Origin of the sequence: Bradyrhizobium diazoefficiens (assembly GCF_016616235.1) — a bacterium.
GTDB classification, from domain to species: domain Bacteria; phylum Pseudomonadota; class Alphaproteobacteria; order Rhizobiales; family Xanthobacteraceae; genus Bradyrhizobium; species Bradyrhizobium diazoefficiens_H.
This window is the reverse complement of record NZ_CP067100.1, coordinates 5804561-5822426: the sequence shown is the minus strand read 5'-3', so window position 1 is coordinate 5822426 and position 17866 is coordinate 5804561. Positions and strand designations below refer to the sequence as shown.

General features: G+C 63.9%; 16 protein-coding genes and 1 pseudogene. 10 read left to right on the top strand and 7 right to left on the bottom strand.

Annotation, left to right across the window (positions count from 1 at the left end; all coding sequences use genetic code 11):
- Positions 1-10 precede the first annotated feature (10 nt).
- Positions 11-1253, bottom strand: a pseudogene (locus JJB99_RS27630) (ABC transporter substrate-binding protein).
- A 139-nt stretch (positions 1254-1392) separates the two neighbouring features.
- A complete protein-coding gene (locus tag JJB99_RS27625) occupies positions 1393-2304 on the bottom strand; it encodes an IclR family transcriptional regulator (protein ID WP_246775005.1) in 912 nt (303 codons plus the stop codon).
- Positions 2305-2528: 224 nt separating this feature from the next.
- Here JJB99_RS27625 and JJB99_RS27620 point away from each other — a divergent pair, with 224 nt between their 5' ends.
- From JJB99_RS27620 to JJB99_RS27610, 3 genes are read left to right on the top strand one after another with little or no spacing between them, the layout of a single operon-like run.
- Entirely contained in the window at positions 2529-4328 is a 1800-nt protein-coding gene (locus tag JJB99_RS27620) for a thiamine pyrophosphate-binding protein (RefSeq protein WP_200495413.1), read from the top strand.
- Between the two features lie 39 nt (positions 4329-4367).
- Positions 4368-5072 carry an SDR family oxidoreductase gene (locus JJB99_RS27615; protein WP_200495412.1) on the top strand — a complete coding sequence of 235 codons (705 nt, stop codon included), beginning with the start codon at positions 4368-4370 and terminating at the stop codon, positions 5070-5072.
- 11 nt (positions 5073-5083) lie between these two features.
- The gene (locus JJB99_RS27610; protein WP_200495411.1) at positions 5084-5467 is read left to right on the top strand and encodes a cupin domain-containing protein; all 384 of its coding nucleotides are present in this window, start codon (positions 5084-5086) and stop codon (positions 5465-5467) included.
- Between the two features lie 25 nt (positions 5468-5492).
- Here the strand turns inward: JJB99_RS27610 and JJB99_RS27605 are convergent, their stop codons facing one another.
- On the bottom strand, positions 5493-5954 hold the full coding sequence (locus tag JJB99_RS27605) for an NUDIX domain-containing protein (RefSeq protein ID WP_200495410.1): 462 nt from the start codon (positions 5952-5954) through the stop codon (positions 5493-5495).
- Positions 5955-6061: 107 nt separating this feature from the next.
- Here JJB99_RS27605 and JJB99_RS27600 point away from each other — a divergent pair, with 107 nt between their 5' ends.
- Complete coding sequence (locus JJB99_RS27600; protein WP_200500325.1) at positions 6062-7180, top strand: DUF1236 domain-containing protein; 1119 nt, start codon at positions 6062-6064, stop codon at positions 7178-7180.
- 47 nt (positions 7181-7227) lie between these two features.
- Here JJB99_RS27600 and JJB99_RS27595 read toward each other — a convergent pair whose 3' ends face one another.
- The gene (locus JJB99_RS27595) at positions 7228-8184 is read right to left on the bottom strand and encodes a lytic transglycosylase domain-containing protein (RefSeq protein ID WP_200495409.1); all 957 of its coding nucleotides are present in this window, start codon (positions 8182-8184) and stop codon (positions 7228-7230) included.
- Between the two features lie 336 nt (positions 8185-8520).
- On the opposite strand from JJB99_RS27595, the gene JJB99_RS27590 reads away from it, so the two are divergent.
- Positions 8521-8934, top strand: coding sequence for a L,D-transpeptidase (locus JJB99_RS27590; RefSeq protein ID WP_246775334.1), 414 nt, complete (start codon positions 8521-8523; stop codon positions 8932-8934).
- A gap of 116 nt (positions 8935-9050) precedes the next feature.
- Here the strand turns inward: JJB99_RS27590 and JJB99_RS27585 are convergent, their stop codons facing one another.
- On the bottom strand, positions 9051-9908 hold the full coding sequence (locus JJB99_RS27585) for a VOC family protein (RefSeq protein ID WP_200495408.1): 858 nt from the start codon (positions 9906-9908) through the stop codon (positions 9051-9053).
- 117 nt (positions 9909-10025) lie between these two features.
- Positions 10026-11240 (bottom strand): urate hydroxylase PuuD, encoded by a 1215-nt coding sequence (locus JJB99_RS27580; RefSeq protein ID WP_200495407.1) that lies wholly within the window; start codon positions 11238-11240, stop codon positions 10026-10028.
- A gap of 229 nt (positions 11241-11469) precedes the next feature.
- On the opposite strand from JJB99_RS27580, the gene JJB99_RS27575 reads away from it, so the two are divergent.
- Positions 11470-12810, top strand: coding sequence for a PQQ-dependent sugar dehydrogenase (locus JJB99_RS27575; RefSeq protein WP_200495406.1), 1341 nt, complete (start codon positions 11470-11472; stop codon positions 12808-12810).
- A 56-nt stretch (positions 12811-12866) separates the two neighbouring features.
- On the opposite strand, the gene JJB99_RS27570 is transcribed toward JJB99_RS27575, so the two are convergent.
- Positions 12867-13667 (bottom strand): SDR family NAD(P)-dependent oxidoreductase, encoded by an 801-nt coding sequence (locus JJB99_RS27570; protein ID WP_200495405.1) that lies wholly within the window; start codon positions 13665-13667, stop codon positions 12867-12869.
- Positions 13668-13917: 250 nt separating this feature from the next.
- Between JJB99_RS27570 and JJB99_RS27565 the strand changes: the two genes are divergently transcribed.
- Genes JJB99_RS27565 through cyoD form a run of 4 tightly spaced genes read left to right on the top strand, consistent with a single transcriptional unit; the run spans position 13918 to position 17765 of the window.
- On the top strand, positions 13918-14751 hold the full coding sequence (locus JJB99_RS27565; protein WP_200495404.1) for a cytochrome ubiquinol oxidase subunit II: 834 nt from the start codon (positions 13918-13920) through the stop codon (positions 14749-14751).
- Entirely contained in the window at positions 14741-16741 is a 2001-nt protein-coding gene (gene cyoB, locus JJB99_RS27560) for a cytochrome o ubiquinol oxidase subunit I (protein WP_200500323.1), read from the top strand. Before JJB99_RS27565 ends, cyoB begins: the two co-directional genes overlap by 11 nt.
- Positions 16741-17382: a cytochrome (ubi)quinol oxidase subunit III gene (locus JJB99_RS27555; RefSeq protein ID WP_200495403.1), complete on the top strand. Its 642-nt coding sequence runs from the start codon at positions 16741-16743 to the stop codon at positions 17380-17382. Before cyoB ends, JJB99_RS27555 begins: the two co-directional genes overlap by 1 nt.
- Positions 17379-17765, top strand: a complete 387-nt coding sequence (gene cyoD, locus JJB99_RS27550) for a cytochrome o ubiquinol oxidase subunit IV (protein WP_200495402.1) — start codon at positions 17379-17381, stop codon at positions 17763-17765. The genes JJB99_RS27555 and cyoD overlap by 4 nt, the downstream gene beginning before the upstream one ends.
- Positions 17766-17866: the final 101 nt, after the last annotated feature.

Genomic DNA, 17866 nt, shown 5'->3' with positions numbered 1-17866 from the left:
CGCTCGCGCGTCAGGCCTTCATCTCGCAGGGGTTCTGCTCTTTGCTCGGATAGATCGTTTCGAGCGGATCGTTGGCCGCGGGCACGGCATCGCCAACCACCAGCATGTCCCACTGGTCCTTCATCTGGTCCTTGGGCTTGACGGTGAACGGATAGGCCTCCTGCACAAGCTGGTGGTCCCAGCTGCGGAAATAAGCCCTGCGCGCTTTGCCGATGTCGAATTGCGCCTGCTTCTCGAAATAGGCGATCAGCTCGCCGCTATCAGTCGACTTCGCGGTGTTGATCGCTTCAGTCAAGAGCTTGAGCGTGATGTAGTCGATCCAGGCGTGGTTCTCCGGCGGCTTGCCGTATTTCTTGCTGAAGGCCGCAACGAAGGCCTGTGACGTCGGATTGTTCAGCGTGTGATACCACACCGTCGGCCACGTGCCGCTGAGATTGCCGGCGCCCGCGGCCCAGGCGTCGCCGGTGTTGAGGTTGAAGCCGACCAGCGGGTAAGGCAGGCCGAACTCGGCATATTGCTTGACGAGATTGGTCACCTGGTTGCCGGCGAGATTGCAGCAGACCACGTCGGGCTTGGCCTGCCGCACCTTGAGCAAGTATGGGCCGAAGTCGGTGACATCTGTCGCGATCAGCTCGTCGCCGATCAGGTTCGCCTCATGCGCGCCGAAGAAGGTCTTTGCGGCTTTCAGCAGGTCATGGCCAAAGATGTAATCGGCGGTGAGGGTGAAGAACTTCTTGCCCTTCACCATGCCCTTCTGCGACAGCGCGGTGCCGACCGCGTTGACCATCACGGTGTTCGGGATGTCGCAGTGGAATGCGTATTTGTTGCAGTTCTTGCCGCGCAGCGCGTCCGAGCGCGCACCGGTCGAGAAGAACACCTTCTTTGCGTTCGGCGACCTGCATGATGGTGAGCGAGGACGCCGAGGAGATTTCCCCGAGCAGCACCACCGCGCCGTCCTGCTCCAGCATGCGCTGCGCCTTGGTGGCGGCGGTGGCCGGATTGATCGAGTCTTCCGAGAGCAGGTCGATCTGCTTGCCCAGGATGCCGCCGGAGGCGTTGATCTCCTCGGCCGCGAGCTTGACGCCCAGCTGGGCGTAGCCGCCAATCACGCCGAGAAAGCCGGTCAGCGGCGTCAGGTGCCCGATCCGGATCTTCTCGGCCTGCGCCCTTACGATCGCCGGAAATCCCAGTGCCGACGCGCCGACGAAGGCTGCGCCCGCCCGTAACAACGTCCGTCGCGGGTAGCGGATCATGGTTCTCTCCTCCCGGGTGCATCGTGTCTCTCTTCAAATCGAGTATCCGATATTGTGAGAGATGCTTTTCTAATGCTGGATGATAATCCCGAACGTCATCGCCGGTGTCAACCGGCAAAATCGCCGCTTCACTTGCCGCTCAGGCTTTTTGCGAGAACGCCTTGTGCGCCCGGTCCTTGGCGCCGAACTCGGCGGACAGGCGGTCGGCGGCGGCCTGCACGATTTGTGCGCCGGCGTGCAGCGCCTGATTGGAGAGCCGCCAGATCGGCCCGGAAATACCGAGCGCGCCGATCACCTGCCCGGTGAAATCGGTCACCGGCACGGCGACGCAGCGCACCTCCGGATTGAACTCGCCGTCGTCGAAGGCAACGCCGGTGCGCTGCACTTCGGCGATCTCGCGCGCGAGCACGCCGGCGTCGGTGATGGATTTCGGTGTCGACGGTTTCAGCTCCGCGCGCTCCAGGAACCGCTTGAATTGATCGGGACGGAGCGATGCCAGAATGATCTTGCCGAGCGCGGTGCAATGCGCAGGGCGCACCACGCCGACGCGGTCGGTGAGCTGAAACGCGCCGGGCCCGCTGGTGCGGGCGATGACGATGACTGCATCGCCCATTCGCACGGCAAAATGGCTGCTTTCGCTGGTCTGGCGTGACAGCTCCTCCAGCACCGGGGTCGCGACATTGACCATCTCGATCTCGTCGAGTGCCGAAGCTGCGAGTGCAAACAGAGGACGGCCGATGCGGTAGCGCTTGTTGTCCTTTTCCTGGCGGAGGTAGCCGAGCGAGACCAGCGTCTTCGCCAGGTGGAAGGTCGTCGAGTTGTGCAGTCCGACCAGCTTGCTCAGCTCGGCAAGCCCGATTCCCTCGCGATGACGCGCGACCTGTTCGAGGATCGAGAAGGCGCGGCCGAGCGACTGCACGCCGCCGCCGCGCTGCTTGTCGTCAGCCTCATCGTCACCGGCGGCTTTGGGAGCGGGCACCAACTCGGCAATCGCAGTCTTGCGCGGGCTTGCAGGCTTCTCGCCGGTCGTGGGCTTGGTACGCGATTTCAAGGACAAGGCCCCTTCTCGTGAATCGTCACGTCTCCGTTCTTGCGAGACTAGCACGCAACAGGCGCGGCCGTCGGCGCGCAGTTCTGCGTTTCTTCAAGGGAAGGCTATCACAATATAAATTGACGTACAGCATTATGAGAAATAGGGTGCCCGCGGCCCAGCGACGACCGCCATGTTCCCTGCATCGGTCCATAAGAGTCGTGGGCCGAGAGGGAGACGGGTTGATGTCGAAGAACATGCTCACTGGCGCCCAGGTCATTGTCGATTACCTGATTCAGGAGAAGGTGCCGCAGGTGTTCGGGCTCTGCGGCCACGGCAACATCCAGTTCATCGACGCGCTGTACGAGCGCTCGTCCGAGATCAAGACCATCTCCGTGCATCACGAGAGCGTCGCCGGCTTCATGGCCGACGTCTATTACCGGGTGTCGGGCAGGCCGACGGCGACCTTCACCTCATGCGGGCCCGGCTCGGCGAACCTGCCGATCTCGCTCGCCAATGCCTTCCTCGATTCGGTGCCGTTCATGGCGATCACCGGCAATGTGCCGACCAGCCAGTTCAACCGCGGCGCGTTCCAGGAGATGTACCGGCACTATCAGGCCGACTTCCCATCCACTGTCCGCACGATGTGCAAGAAGGTGTTCCAGCCGACCCGCGGCGAGATGGTCCCGCTGGCGGTGCGGCAGGCCTGGAAGACCATGATCACGGGGCGGCCGGGGCCGGTCGTGATCGACGTGCCATTCGACGTCTTCATGGAATCGGCGGCCGAAGAGGCGCCCAAAGCGATCGAGTGGAGCGCCAACATTTCCAGCCGTTGCGGTGCCGATCCTGATGGCGTCGAGAAGGCGGTCGACATGCTGCTCTCGGCGGAACGGCCGGTGATGCTGGTCGGGCAGGGCGTGCGCTATGGCGGTGCGGCGGAGGAATTGCGAAGGCTCGCCGAGCGGCTCCAGATTCCGGTGGCGGCATCCGCCAGCGGCCTCGGTGCGATCGACGTCAACCATCCGCTCGCGCTCGGCCTCGTCGCGCGCGCCGGCCATTATCAGGCCAATCACGCGACGCGTCAGGCCGACGTGCTGCTGGCGCTCGGCGTTCGCTTCGACGACCGCACCTCGAGTTCATGGATCCCGGGCTATTCCTTCACGATCCCGCCGACCAGGCTGATCCATGTCGATATCGACCCTGAAGAGATCGGCCGCAACTATCCCGTGGCGCTGGGGCTGATGGCCGACGTGCGCACCTTCCTGCGCCAGCTGCACGCCGAGCTCGACCGCCGAGACAACCTCTTCAAGAAGTCCGATGCGCGCAAAAAGTGGCTGGCGCAGATTGATGGTTATCGGAAAGAGTGGGACAAGTTCGTCGCGCCCGGCTTTTCCGACGATACCACGCCGATCAATCCGCAGCGCGCCGCCGCCGAAATCGACAAGGCGCTGCCGGAGGACGCGATCCTCGTCTCCGACATTGGCGTGCACCACAACTGGCTGCTCGGCTTCTGCAAGCCGAGGCGGCCGGATTCGCTGATCGGCTCGATGGGCTTCGGCCCGATGGGTTTTGGCGTCGCCGGCGTGATGGGCGCGAAATTCGCCGCGCCCGATCGTCCTTGTGTGTCCGTGTGCGGCGATGGCGCCTTCTTCATGCACGCCAACGTGCTCGGCACGGCGGTCGAGTACAATCTGCCCGTGGTCTGGGTGGTCTGGAATAATTACGCCTATGCCTCGATCCGCGGGCTTCAGCGCGGCTATCTCGGCGGACGCGAGCTTGCGACTGACTTCAAGCACCCGGAGACGGGCGAGCGCTACAACCCTGACTTCGCGGCGATGGCGCGCTCCTGCGGCGTCGAGGGCGTGCGGATCGATCGCGCCGGCGATCTCGGCGAAGCGATCCGCAAGGGCATCGCGGCCAACAGGCCGTATCTGATCGACGTCGATATCGCGGCCGACGTCAATCCGGCCGGCGCCGGCGTTTGGGAATTGCCGGGCCTCGGCCAGAGCAAGGCCGGTATCGGCACGCGCTTTCAGCCGGGCTGAGCGCAGCCTCGCCAATCAACAACGATACGGGAGATGGGAATGATGTTCGCAGGCAAAACGGTCGTCGTGATCGGCGGCTCCTCAGGCATCGGGCTTGCCACGGCGGAGCTTGCCAAGAAGGAGGGCGCGGAAATCATCATCGCCTCGCGCAGTGCCGCGAAGCTCCATCCCGTTGCCGAGCGCTTGAAGGTGACGGCGATCCCGACCGACGTCACCAGCGACCAGAGCGTGTCAGAACTGTTTCGCCGCATCGGCCCCATCGATCACGTCGTGCTCACGGCCGCGCAGCTTCGCACCGGGCCGTTCAAGACGGTACCGATGGAGGACGTGCGCGCCACCATGGAAGGCAAGTTCTGGGGCGCCTGGCGCGTCGCGCGCGAGGCGGAGATCCGCCCCGGCGGTTCGCTGACGCTGGTGACCGGGTTTCTCAGCGTCCGGCCGCGGCCGAACTCGGCGATCATCAGTGCGGCAAACGGCGCGCTGGAATCGCTCGCGCGTGCACTCGCGCTCGAGCTTTCGCCGGTGCGCGTGAATGCCGTGTCGCCGGGCGTGATCGACACGCCGATCCGCGCTGCGATGCCGGAGGCTGCGCGCAAGGAGATGCTGGCGAAGACCGCCGCCGCGCTGCCGGTCGGCCGCGTTGGCATGGCCGAGGATATCGCCTGGCAGATCCTGAGCTTCATGGCCAACGGCTTTGCCACCGGCTCGATCGTCTATGTCGATGGCCGCGCGCTGGTGAATTAGGGAGCACTGACATGATCGAGGAAACTGGCGGCGCCTTCATCCGCAACATCGCCGAGGTGCCCTGGCGCGAATTCCCCAACCATTTTGGCGGCGCGCTGTCGAAGCCGCTGGTGATGCCGGAGACCGCGGGCTCGCGCCGCATCGACTATCGCATCTCGATGTATCAGCCGATGGCCTATGTGGCGCGGCATCACCACAAGGTGCAGGAGCAGGTCTATCACGTGCTCGACGGCGAGGGGCTGATGGAGATCGCCGGCAAGAGCCATATCGTGCGCAAGCACGACGTGATTTTCCTGCCGCCCGGTGTGGAGCACGCCATCGCGAATTCCGGCCTGACCGATCTCGTGTTTCTCGTGGTGACGTCGCCGGTGAGCGACGACGAGAAGCCGGTGTGAGCGGCATGCCATAGCTCGCACCGAACTAGCTCGAGCCGACCAGTCGCGCCAGCCGCTCGAGCAGCGGACGCTGGCCCTCGTTTATCTTCCTTTTTGCCTCGTCCAGCGTGAAGAACGCGGCGCGGTCGATCTCGGGAAACGCTTGCCGTTTGCCGCTGCGCGGCGGCCATTCGATCTCGAACGTGTTGCTGCAGACATTGCGCGTATCGATGTCGAGCTCGACGGCAAAGGCGGTCACGATCTTGCCGCCGCGCTGCTTCACCTGCCCGAGCGCGATCAGGGGCTCGACCAGCTCCAGTCCTAGCTCCTCAGCGAACTCGCGCCGCGCAGCTTCCTCGGCATTCTGTTCGTCGCCGTACTCGCCCTTCGGAATCGACCAGGCGCCGAGGTCCTTGTTGCGCCAAAACGGGCCGCCGGGATGGACGAGCAGAACCTCAAGATCCGATCGCATGCGATAAGCGAGGATTCCGGCGCTTCTGGCTGGCATCGGGGGTTCCTTATCTCTGTTCACGGTCCGGGAAAAACTGGAACCGAGCCTCTTAACGCAGGTTGGTAGCCAACACAGAACCGGACAAAGGACAAAGGAGGAGAGCCATGATCCGAATGTTAGCGACCACTGCGCTTGGGCTGGTGCTGGCGAATGCTGCCTTGGCGCAATCACCGAGCACGAACTCGAAGAGTGAGCAGACGCCGCAATCGCAGTCAAATACCGCCTCCCAGCCGACCACCCCAGCGCCGGGCGCGACCGACTCACAACGCTCGACACCATCCTCCCAGTCATCACCGGGAGCATCGACGCAGAACACGCAGACCTCGCAGCCTTCATCCGGATCCGCCAACAACAGCTCCGGAAGCCCAAATTCCACCAACAGCGCAGATTCGTCGCGACCACAGGGTGGCGCGACCAACTCCAACAACACGGCCGGCAATCCGCCCGCCTCCCAGCAGGGCGCCAACCCGCCGGCAACGAACACGAACCAGGCACAGGACCGGACCAATCCGCCGGCCAGCGCTCCGTCCAACAACGCCAATCAGGCGCAGCAGGCGCCAAGTGCGACTGGAACCAATCAGGCCCAGTCGCCGAACGCATCGGGCACCAATCAGGCACAAGGCGAGCGGGCCGGAACCAACACGGCGTCGCGCACCGACGTTAACCTCAATCGCCAGCAGGAAACCAGGATCAGCGCCTCGATCTCGCACCTGAACGTGCGGCCACTGACCAACGTTAATTTCTCACTGAACGTCGGCACCGTGGTGCCGCGCGACGTGCAGCTGTCGACGTTGCCGCCCGATGTGGTCGAGATCGTGCCGCAGTACCGCGGCTACAGCTTTGCGCTGGTGAAGGATCAGATCGTCGTGGTTGATCCCGCGACCTACAAGATCGTGACTGTGCTGCCTTACTCAGGGCAGTCCACTGCGACGACGACCACGCGTGAGCGCAGCGCCAGCAAGTTTTCGGATCGCGATCGTGAGGCGATCCGCAAGCATGCGAAAACGCGAACGGACGGACGGGAAGCGCGAACCACCGGCAGCACCGCGCGCACCGAGTTCCATGTCGGTGACCGCGTCCCCGACACGGTCGAGGTCGAGGAATTCCCGAGCACGGTCTACCAGGATGCGCCCGACCTGCGGGAATACCGCTATATCCATCGCGATACGCGGACCTACGTCATCGAGCCCAGCGAGCGTCGCGTGATTGAGGAAATCGATTAAGTCGCGGCACGCCGGAAGCCGCTCAGGCGCGGCTTCCGGTCCGTTCATCACCCTGAAGTTCGCTCGCTCGCGGCGAGCCGGACGGCGCGGGCCTTGGCGCTCTTGCCGGCCGCGCGCGCTGCGATCATGCTGCGCGCCTTGCCGTGGGTGGTCTTGTGGATCAGCGAGGCAAGCCGCCTGCGCGCACGGTTGGCCGTCAGGTGCGCCGCCAGTTGCTCGGCCTTGCGGATGATGCTGGAGACCGATGGCGTCAGGTTCACCGGAACCCAGGCGACGTCCCTGGACTTGGAGAGACTGCCGATGCCTTCGCAAGGCGCTTCGCGCGGCAGGTCGATCCGGATCGCGAGCGCCTCGGCGCGCGCGGTCCAGTCTTCGGCCTGGGTGCCGGTGATGATGCGCACATAATCGCGCGTCTCGCGCGGCAGCTCGCTTTCTTTCGCCAGCCATTTCTGGATCCGGCCCGGGCCGGCGTTATAGGCGGCTGCAGCAAGCCCGAGATTGCCGAAATCGTCCCGGAGCTTGCGCAGGAATTTCGCCGATGCCGGCAGCGCCTTCATCGGATCGAAGGGATCGTCGAGCCCGACTTCCGCGGCCGTCTCCGGCATGAACTGCGCAACGCCTTGCGCGCCGGCTTGGCTGACCTCCTTGGACTTGAAGCGGCTTTCCTGCCAAATCAGGCGCGCGAAGAACGGCACCGGAATGCCGCTGGCCTCGGCAGCTTCGCGCAGCGCGTGGCAGAATTTTTCGGTCGGCGAGAGCGGTGCCTCCACGACGGTTTCGATTTCGCGTACGGGCTCGGTCGCCTCCTCATAAGCAGCGCGCGCATTGGCGAGCTCGATGGCCTGCACGCTGGCGAGGAAGAGCTCGGCCACCGGAACAAGTGGTGAGGCTGTATTGTTCTCAAGAACGGCACGGTCGAAAGTTGATGTTTGCCGGGATGCCGACGGATCGAGATCGCACATCAGAATCAGGAACGCGGCGCAAGCCGCGACGACAAATCGCATTGCGTGGACAACCTCGAACTGTGGGATGAACGGCCGACGATGCGTCGGTGACAAGGACTTCTTAACCGTCCGATTGCGGCAAAGCTGCGATTCACCGGTCTCGTCGGTGTTACTACGGTGTTCCCGCAGAGAAACTCTCCGCGGTCTTTACGGACCGATTTGCAGGTCGGAACCAGCAGATGAAGCAATCGGTGCTCGGTGTGACGATTTCGCTGTGGCTGAGAAAAGTCCTTCGACAAGGTCGATGAGACGATCGTCGTCGCGAATGTCGCGGCTCGAAACGAGCTGCCGCGCATCGCGCGGCTCGAGATCGACAAGAAGAATGAGACCTTGAAGGTGTTCGACGCGTCAGAACGTCTCGTCGCGTTCTATCCGGCGTCAATCGGCGGTCCCGATCGTCCGACGCCGAGCAGGACGTTCAAGGTGACCAGCACCAATGACAAGTCGACCTATCACTACAATTCCGACTACAAGTTCGACAGCGCCGGATCGAAGGAGCCGTTCGACGTCAAACCGGGGCCGAACAATCCGGTGGGAGCGTACTGGATCGGCCTGTCCGCACAGGGCTACGGCATTCACGGAACGGCGGAGCCCGACAAGGTCGGCAAGTCCGCTTCGCACGGCTGCGTCAGGCTCACCACCTGGGACGTGCGCACGCTCGATGACAATATCAAGCGCGGCACGCCGGTCGTCTTCCTCGATGCGCCGACGGAGTCTTCGTTCAGGCAGCAGGGCAAGCGCGCCTTCTAATGCTTCAAGCAGTCCTAGGAGATATCCTTGCGCATCGCGATCTCGGTCCATTGCCAGACGACAGCCTGGAAAGCCTAGGCCCGCTGCGCGAACGCTTGTTAAAGAATTGTTTCAAATCACCCAGCAACGAAGGCGAGCAGGGTGCCGTTGGCCTTGGTCGGAGGCACGCAGACCGCAGCCCCGCTGCGCACGGCCGCCGCGCCCAGCGTCTTTTCGGTCGCTGCGAGATCGCCACTGACGAGGACGAGGGCCGCACCGCCGCGCTCGGAGAGGCCGGTGAGGGGCACGCCCGGATAGCGTTTGCCGAGCTGCTCGAGCGTCAGATAGACGAAATCGGCGCGGTCGCCGCCGGAGGGCACGGTGACCGCGCCGTCGGCCTCGGCCTTGGGCTCGCGGTCGATCAGCCGGCCGAGATGCGCGGCGTCCTGCGCGGGCTCGGGCGTTGCGATCAGCGTCTGCTTGATCCGCTTCGCCGCATTGGCGTGCGTCATCAGCTCGGGGATCCACACCGTCTCGCGCGTCTTGTGCTGGCAGGCGAAGATGCGCACGCCGCCCGGCGCCTCCGCGGTCGGCCACATGAAGGTGCGGAATTTCGCCGCCGCCACCGTGCCATCAGGCAGCGTCACCGGGCGCTCGAAATCGGTCGGGCCGATCGGCGTGAGGCCGCGCGCGCGGATCTCCTCCGCGCCAGCCGCTGAATCGATCGCCGTGAAGGCGATGCGCTCTATGCCTTCGCCGTGTTTGTCGAGGAAGGCGCGGGCCGGCGCATTGAGCTCGGTCGCGGTGAGCACGCCGAGCAGCTCCATATAGTCCGGATCGAACATGATGGTGTAGTTGCCGGTGCCCATATGCGCGCTGTGGGTGCCGCGCGGCGACAGGGTGAAGCCGAGCTGCCGGTAGTTCTCGGCGGCCTTGTCGAGGTCGTGAACCATGACCACGGCGTGGTCGATACCGATGACGTTCTTGAGGGCCACTGTTCTTTCCCGCATACCGGCTGACTTGCCGATCTTGTCTACGCCGGATAGACGGTCAAGTCATTTTCAATTCAGTGGGAGATGCGGAAATTTCATTCCGCGAACGGCGGCGCGACGCTAGCGCGCCCGCGCGAGATAGGCGGCCAGAATGGCGCGCTCCTCGCCGGTCATCTCGGTGACGTTGCCTGGCGGCATCGCGCTGGACCAGGCGGCGACGCGGCCGATCAGGCGGATGTTGCGATGGACGTGCTCGGGCGCGTCGAGCAAAATGCCTTTCGGCGCGGTGACGATGCCGGCCCAGACCGGCTCGGCCGCATGGCACATGCTGCAGCGGGACATCACGATCTCCTCGACATTGGCGAGCGTCGGCTTCGCCTGTAGTGCGCCTGTCTTCACGTTGCGCGGACCTGCCGCGGAGAGGAACAGGATCGCGATCGCGCCCGCTGCCGTGACGCCCCACACCCACCACGGCGACTTTCGCCCCGCATGCCGCTCGTTGAAGAAATGGCGGATCACCGGGCCGAGCGCCAGGATGATCGCGACGATGATCCAGTTGAAGCGGGTGGCGTAGAGCAGGGGATAGTGGTTGCTGATCATCAGCACGACCACGGGGAGCGTCAGGTAGTTGTTGTGGACCGAGCGCTCCTTGCTGGCCTTGCCGAGCTTGGGATCGGGCGCTTGTCCCGCGATCAGGCTGGCGACGATCTTCTTCTGGTTCGGGATGATCAGCGCGAAGACGTTGGCGACCATGATGGTGCCGATGATCGCACCGATCTGGTTGAAGGCGCCGCGGCCGCTCAGCACATGGATGAAGGCGTAGGTTAGCGCGACCAGGAACAGATAGCCGCCGATGGCGAAGGGCAGCTCGCGCTGCGCCAGCCCGGTGCGGCACGCGGCTTCGTAAAGCAGCCACGCCAGGGCAAGGCTACAGAAGCTGAACAGACCGGCCTGGAATGGCGTCAGGTCGAGGATCGACTTGTCGACCAGGAACAGGTCGGCTTCGAGATAATACACCACCACCATGAGCGCGAAGCCGGACAGCCAGGTGGTGTAGGCCTCCCATTTGAACCAGGTCAGCTCGTCCGGCATCTGGTGAGGGGCCACCAGATATTTCATGATCCGGTAGAAGCCGCCGCCGTGGACTTGCCAGGCCTCGCCCTGCACGCCGTCAGGCAGGTCGCCCGTCAGGTTGCTCGTCAGGTTGCTCTTGGGCCTGAGGCTGAGGTCGAGCGCGATGAAATAGAAGGAGCTGCCGATCCAGGCGATCGCTGCCACCACATGCAGCCAGCGGAGCAGCAGGCTCGCCCATTCCGATATGATGGATCCCCACATGATCATCCCATCAATTGCAACACCGGTGCCGCAGCTTTGATGACCGCACCAGCGGCCCCGCCCCTACAATGTGTCGCACCGATCACTTGCATTTTCCAGTATGATGGATCCGGCCTGATGCACATCGTGCGGGCATGAGCTGACGTCGGATGCGGCAGGCGTTTTTCCCGAACGTATGCGGGTCCATCAGCGTTGACGTTTGAGACGCGCAGGCCGGGAGGAAGGCGACGTGAACAGCAGGATATGGTCCGCGGCGGTGGCTGCGGGGGTGATGGTTGCGGCAACGACCGGCGCGCTGGGCGAGCCGGTGCTCCAGGGCAAGGACGCCTACGGCGATTGGCAGGCTGACAAGCCCGGCACGGTCAGGTTGATCCGGCCGCAGGGTCTGGTTCGGCCCGGCGCGACGCGGTCGGTGGCGAGCTCCGCGCGCGTGGTCCCGCGCCCGCAGGAGGCCGCGCTCCAGGTGCCGCCGGGCTTCAAGATCGAGCTGTTCGCGGAAGGTCTGCGCGCACCGCGCATCGTCAGGGTTGCACCGAACGGCGACGTCTTCGTCGCGGAGACGCGGGCCGGCACCATCCGCGTGCTGCGCGCCGGCGACGATGGCAAGGTTGCGACCAACGAGGTGTTTGCGAGCGGCCTCCGGCAGCCGTTCGGTATCGCCTTCTTTCCGAACGGCGACAATCCGCAATGGGTCTACGTCGCCAACACCGACAGTGTGGTCCGCTTTCCCTATCAATCCGGTGATCTCAAGGCGCGCGGCAAAGCGGAGACGATCGTGGCGAGCCTGCCGCATGACGGCGGCCATTCCACCCGCGATATCGTCTTTACGCCCGACAACAAGCGCATGCTGGTCTCGGTCGGCTCGCTCAGCAACGTCGCTGAAGGCATGGGCACGCCGCCTGGCGGATTGGAGGTGTGGGCGAAGACGCAGCCGCTTGGCGCGGCGTGGGCCAGCGAGCTCGAGCGCGCCGCCGTGCTCGCCTTCAACCCTGATGGCAAGGATCGGAAGATCTACGCCACCGGCATCCGCAACTGCGTCGGCCTTGCGATCCAGCCGCAGACTGGCTTGCCCTGGTGCTCGACCAACGAGCGCGATGGTCTCGGCGATGATCTCGCGCCGGACTACGTGACCAGCGTGAAGGAGGGCGCGTTCTATGGCTGGCCCTGGTTCTATATCGGCGGCAACGAGGATCCGCGCCACGCCGGCGCGCGGCCGGACCTCAAGGACAAGGTGACCGTGCCCGATGTGCTGATCCAGCCGCACTCGGCCTCGCTCGGCATGACCTTCTACCAGGGAACGCAGTTTCCGCCGGAGTATCAGGGCAACGCCTTCGCCGCCGAGCACGGCTCCTGGAATCGGTCGAAGCGCACCGGCTATAAGGTGATCCGTATCCGGATCAAGGACGGCAGGCCGACGGGCGAGTACGAGGATTTCATCACGGGGTTCGTGGTGAGCGACAGGGAGGTGTGGGGACGGCCGGTTGGCGTTGCGGTGGCCAAGGATGGATCGCTGCTGGTGTCGGAGGATGGCAACGGCACGATCTGGCGGGTGACAAGCGCGCCGCGGTGACGCTTCACCCTCCCCCTCCAGGCCCCCTCCAGGGGAGGGTAAGCACCGCGCTCGCCTCACCCCCGTCTCACGCTCGCCCCGCCATCCACCGGCAGCGTCACGCCGGTGATGAAATTCGCTTCATCCGACGCCAGGAACAGCGCAGCGTTCGCGACGTCCCATCCCGTTCCCATCTTCCTGCGCAGCGGCACCTTGCTGTCGCGCTCGGCTTCGACCTCGGCGCGGGTCTTGTGCCATTCGCGGGCGCGGGTGTCGACGGCCATCGGCGTGTTCATCAGGCCGGGCAGGATGACGTTGGCGCGGATGCCGTATTCGGCGTTCTGATAGGCGAGCTGTTCGGTGAAGGCGATCATCGCCGACTTCGTCGCTTTATAGGCGACGTAAGGATAGGTCGTGATCGCAGCCATCGAGGAGATATTGATGATGGCGCCGCTGTTCTGCGCGCGCATGATCGGGATCACTTCCTTCGCGGCCAGAATGCAACTCTTGAGATTGATGGCGACGACGCGGTCGAACGCCTCCTCGGTGATTTGAAGCAACTCGGCATCGCCGCCGGAGAGACTGACGCCGACATTGTTGTGCAGCACGTCGATGCGGCCCCAGCGCGATTGTGTGTCCGCAACCATCGCCTTGATGTCGGCAGCTTTGGTCACGTCGGCCTTGAAGGAAGCGGCGGTGCCGTGCGCCGCGGCGATCAGGTCCACGGTCTCCTGCGCCGATTCCAGATGATGGTCGACGCACAACACCTTCGCGCCCTCACGCGCGAAGGTCAGCGCGGTGGCGCGGCCATTGCCCATGCCTTCGCCGGGACTCTGGCCGGCGCCGACGACGATCGCAACCTTGTCCTTCAAGCGCATCTCGGCTCACTCCCTGGATCGGACCATCTCGTCATTTTCGTGCAGATTAGCAATCGCCTCTCTCGGAGAGAAGAGCATGCTCCTGCGTTCATGTCATTGACATCACACGGAATTGCATGTTGAGCCCGATCCGTTGTGCATGGCTGGCCCTTGCGGTTCAGGAACCGTTTTCGGGCGACCGCGTTTGCTGCCGGAGCCTTTCCCGCGCTAGGCTCTGTCTTGGGGCTTCCCAACCGCCAGTGGCTTGCCGATGAATCTGCTCGATCCACAAGGGCCCGTGGCTGCGGCCAACAGCACCATTTTGGTCGATTCGGTCTTCATCATGCTCGCCATCGTGGTGCCGACCATTATCGCGATCCTGGCGTTCGCCTTCTGGTTTCGCGCATCGAATCCGCGCGCCCGTTACCAGCCTGGCTTCGTCTATTCCGGCCGCGTCGAAATGGTGGTGTGGTCGATCCCGGCGCTTACCGTCATCCTGCTCGGCGGCGTTGCCTGGATCGGCTCGCATCAGCTGGATCCCGCCGCGCCCGTGCCGGGGACCGGAAGTCCTGTGAGAATCCAGGCCGTCTCGCTCGACTGGAAATGGCTGTTCATCTATCCGGACCAGCGCATCGCCACGGTCAACACGCTGACGGTGCCGGCCGGCGCGGAGCTGAATTTCCAGCTGACATCGTCGAGCGTGATGAACGTGTTCTTCATCCCGCAGCTCGGCAGCATGATCTACACCATGAACGGCATGGTGACGAAGCTGAACCTGCGCGCCGACAATGAGGGCAAGTTGCAAGGCCTGTCGGCCCATTTCTCCGGCGACGGCTTTCCCGACATGATGTTCGACGTCAACGTGATCTCGCCGCTCGCCTTTCCGGAGTGGGTCGCGAACACCGCGAAGACGGATGCCGTGCTGAACGAGGAGAGCTACAAGAAGCTGATGCAGCAAGGCATCGAGACGGGCAGGCCGGTCTACCGGCTCGACGATCCCCGCCTGTTCGACCTGATCGCGACCCAGCACATCCCGCCGGGGCCGGGACCGGAGCTCGCATCCGAGGCCGGCCGGTCGCACAGTGGAGGCCATGATGCTCGGTAAGCTCGACTGGTCGGCGATCCCGTTCGACCAGCCCATTCCGCTCATCGCCGGAGGGGTGGTGCTGGTCGGCATCCTCGCCGTGCTGGGCTGGGTCGTGGTCAAGGGACACCTGCCCTATCTCTGGAGCGAATGGATCACCAGCGTCGACCACAAGCGCATCGGCGTGATGTACATCCTGCTGGCGTCGGTGATGCTGCTGCGCGGCGGCAGCGACGCCATCATGATGCGGATTCAGCAGGCGATCGCCTATCAGTCGCAGGGCTACCTTCCGCCCGAGCACTACAACCAGATTTTTTCGGCTCACGGCACCATCATGATCTTCTTCGTGGCGATGCCGTTCGTGATCGGGCTGATGAACCTGGTCGTGCCGCTCCAGCTCGGCGTGCGCGATGTCGCGTTCCCGACGCTCAATTCGGTCGGCTTCTGGCTGACGGCGACCGGCGCGCTGCTGGTCAACCTCTCGCTCGTGATCGGCGAGTTCGCGCGCACCGGCTGGCTCGCCTTTCCGCCGCTGTCGGGACTGTCCTATTCGCCGGGCGTCGGCGTCGACTACTATGCCTGGTCGCTCCAGATCTCCGGCGTCGGCACGCTGGTGGCCGGCATCAATCTCGTCACGACGGTGCTGAAGCTGCGCACGAAGGGTATGAACTATTTGCGCATGCCGATGTTTTGCTGGACTACGCTCGCCTCGAACCTCCTGATCGTCGCGGCGTTCCCGATCCTCACCGCCACGCTCGCGATGCTGCTGCTCGACCGCTATCTCGGCTTCCACTTTTTCACCAACGAGGCCGGCGGCAATGTCATGATGTTCATGAATCTGATCTGGGCCTGGGGGCATCCGGAGGTCTACATCCTGGTACTGCCGGCGTTCGGCATCTTCTCCGAAGTGGTGTCGACCTTCTCGGGCAAGGCGCTGTTCGGCTATCGCTCCATGGTGCTCGCCACCATGGCGATCTGCGTCGTCTCCTTCATGGTCTGGCTGCACCATTTCTTCACGATGGGCGCTGGCCCCGACGTCAACGCCATTTTCGGCATCGCCAGCATGATCATCGCGATACCGACAGGCGTGAAGATCTACAATTGGCTGTTCACGATGTATGGCGGCCGCATCCGTTTCGCGACGCCGATGCTGTGGGCGGTCGGCTTCATGGTCACCTTCATCATCGGCGGCCTCACCGGCGTTCTGGTCGCGGTGCCGCCGGCGGATTTCATGCTCCACAACAGCATGTTCCTGGTGGCGCATTTCCACAACGTCATCATCGGCGGCGTGCTGTTCGGCGCCTTCGCCGGTTTCGAATACTGGTTTCCGAAGGCGTTCGGCTTTCGTCTCGACGAGCGCTGGGGCAAGCTGGCGTTCTGGTTCACCTTCGTCGGATTTTACGTCACCTTCATGCCGCTCTATATCGCGGGCATGCTCGGCATGACGCGGCGCCTGCAGCACTATGATGTCGCGGCGTGGCGGCCGTGGATGCTCGTGGCAGCTCTCGGAATGGCCGTTCTGTCGGTTGGCGTGATCTGTCAGATCGTGCAACTCGTCGTCAGCATCCGCAACCGGGATGCGTTGCGTGACCGCACCGGCGATCCCTGGGACGGACGCTCGCTGGAATGGGCGACCTCGTCGCCGCCGCCCGTGTTCAATTTCGCGTTCAATCCGGACGTGCGCGGGGAGGATGCCTATTGGGACATGAAAGCCCGCGCCCAGCAGCAATCGCTCGAACATGACGTGCCCGAGTATCAGGATATCGAGATGCCCCGGAACTCGCCGACCGGCTTCGTCTGCGCCTTCTTCGCCACCATCATGGGCTTTGCGCTAATCTGGCACATCTGGTGGATGGTGATCCTTGGCGGCATCGGGGCATTCGCGACCTTCGTCGTGTTCGCCTGGCGCGACCACGACGAATACGTCATTCCGGCCGCCGAGGTCGCCCGCATCGACCGCATCAATCTCGAGGAGCGGCGCAGCCTCGTCAGCATGGCGGGAACAGTCTGATGTCGATGACCGCAACCGTAGGCCGCGCGCATGCCGATCCTCATCACATCGGCGTCGTCATCGAGCATTCGGGCCCGGCGCCGAAGCGCATCGTGACCGCCTACGGCTTCTGGATCTTCCTGCTCTCCGACATCGTGATGTTCTCCTGCTTCTTTGCCGCCTACGCGGTGCTGGTCGACCAGACCGCCGGAGGGCCGAAGGGCTCGGAGATCTTCGAGCAGCGAAACGTCGCGATCGAGACGGTCTGCCTGCTGCTGTCGAGCTTCACCTGCGGTATGGCGAGCATTGCCGCGGACGTACGCAACCGGTTCTGGTTCTATCTCGGCATGGCCGTAACCTGCGTGCTCGGGCTGATCTTCCTCGCCATCGAATTCCGCGAATTCGCCGATCTCGTCGCGCGCGGTTATGGTCCGTCGCGTAGCGCGTTCCTGACCGCGTTCTTCTCGCTGGTCGGTTGCCACGGCCTGCATGTCTCCGCCGGCATCTTGTGGCTGCTCACCATGATGGCCCAAGTCTTCGCAAAGGGCTTTCGCGCCGACATATTGCGGCGGATGATGTGCTTTGCGCTGTTCTGGCACGCGCTCGACATCATCTGGGTCGCGGTGTTCTCCGTCGTCTACTTGCTTGGGAGTGGCGTATGAGCGATCAGACGCATGTCCATGCCGAACATGACCTCGCCCCGGGCGAGGAGGAGCAACACAGTGTCGGCGAACGGATCCTCGGCTATGTCGTCGGTCTCGGCCTCGCCCTGCTGCTCACGGCAACCTCGTTCTTCATTGCCGGGACGGATCTGGTCTGGCAGCCCTCGATCCCCGTCGCACTGATCGTGCTCGCGATCGCACAGATGGGCGTGCATCTGGTGTTCTTCCTGCACATCACCACGGGACCTGACAACACCAACAACGTGCTGGCGCTCGCCTTCGGATTGCTGGTCGTGTTCCTGGTGGTCGGCGGAACCGTCTGGATCATGGGGCATCTCAACCAGAACATGCCGCCGATGGATCAGATCATGATGCGCCAGTAGCGCGGGCGATGGTTTCCACGCCTCCGCCAATTTGCCTTCAGCGCTGCACAAAAAAGAAGAGCCGCTTGTTGTGACAAGCGGCCCAAGTCTAGGGAGGAAAC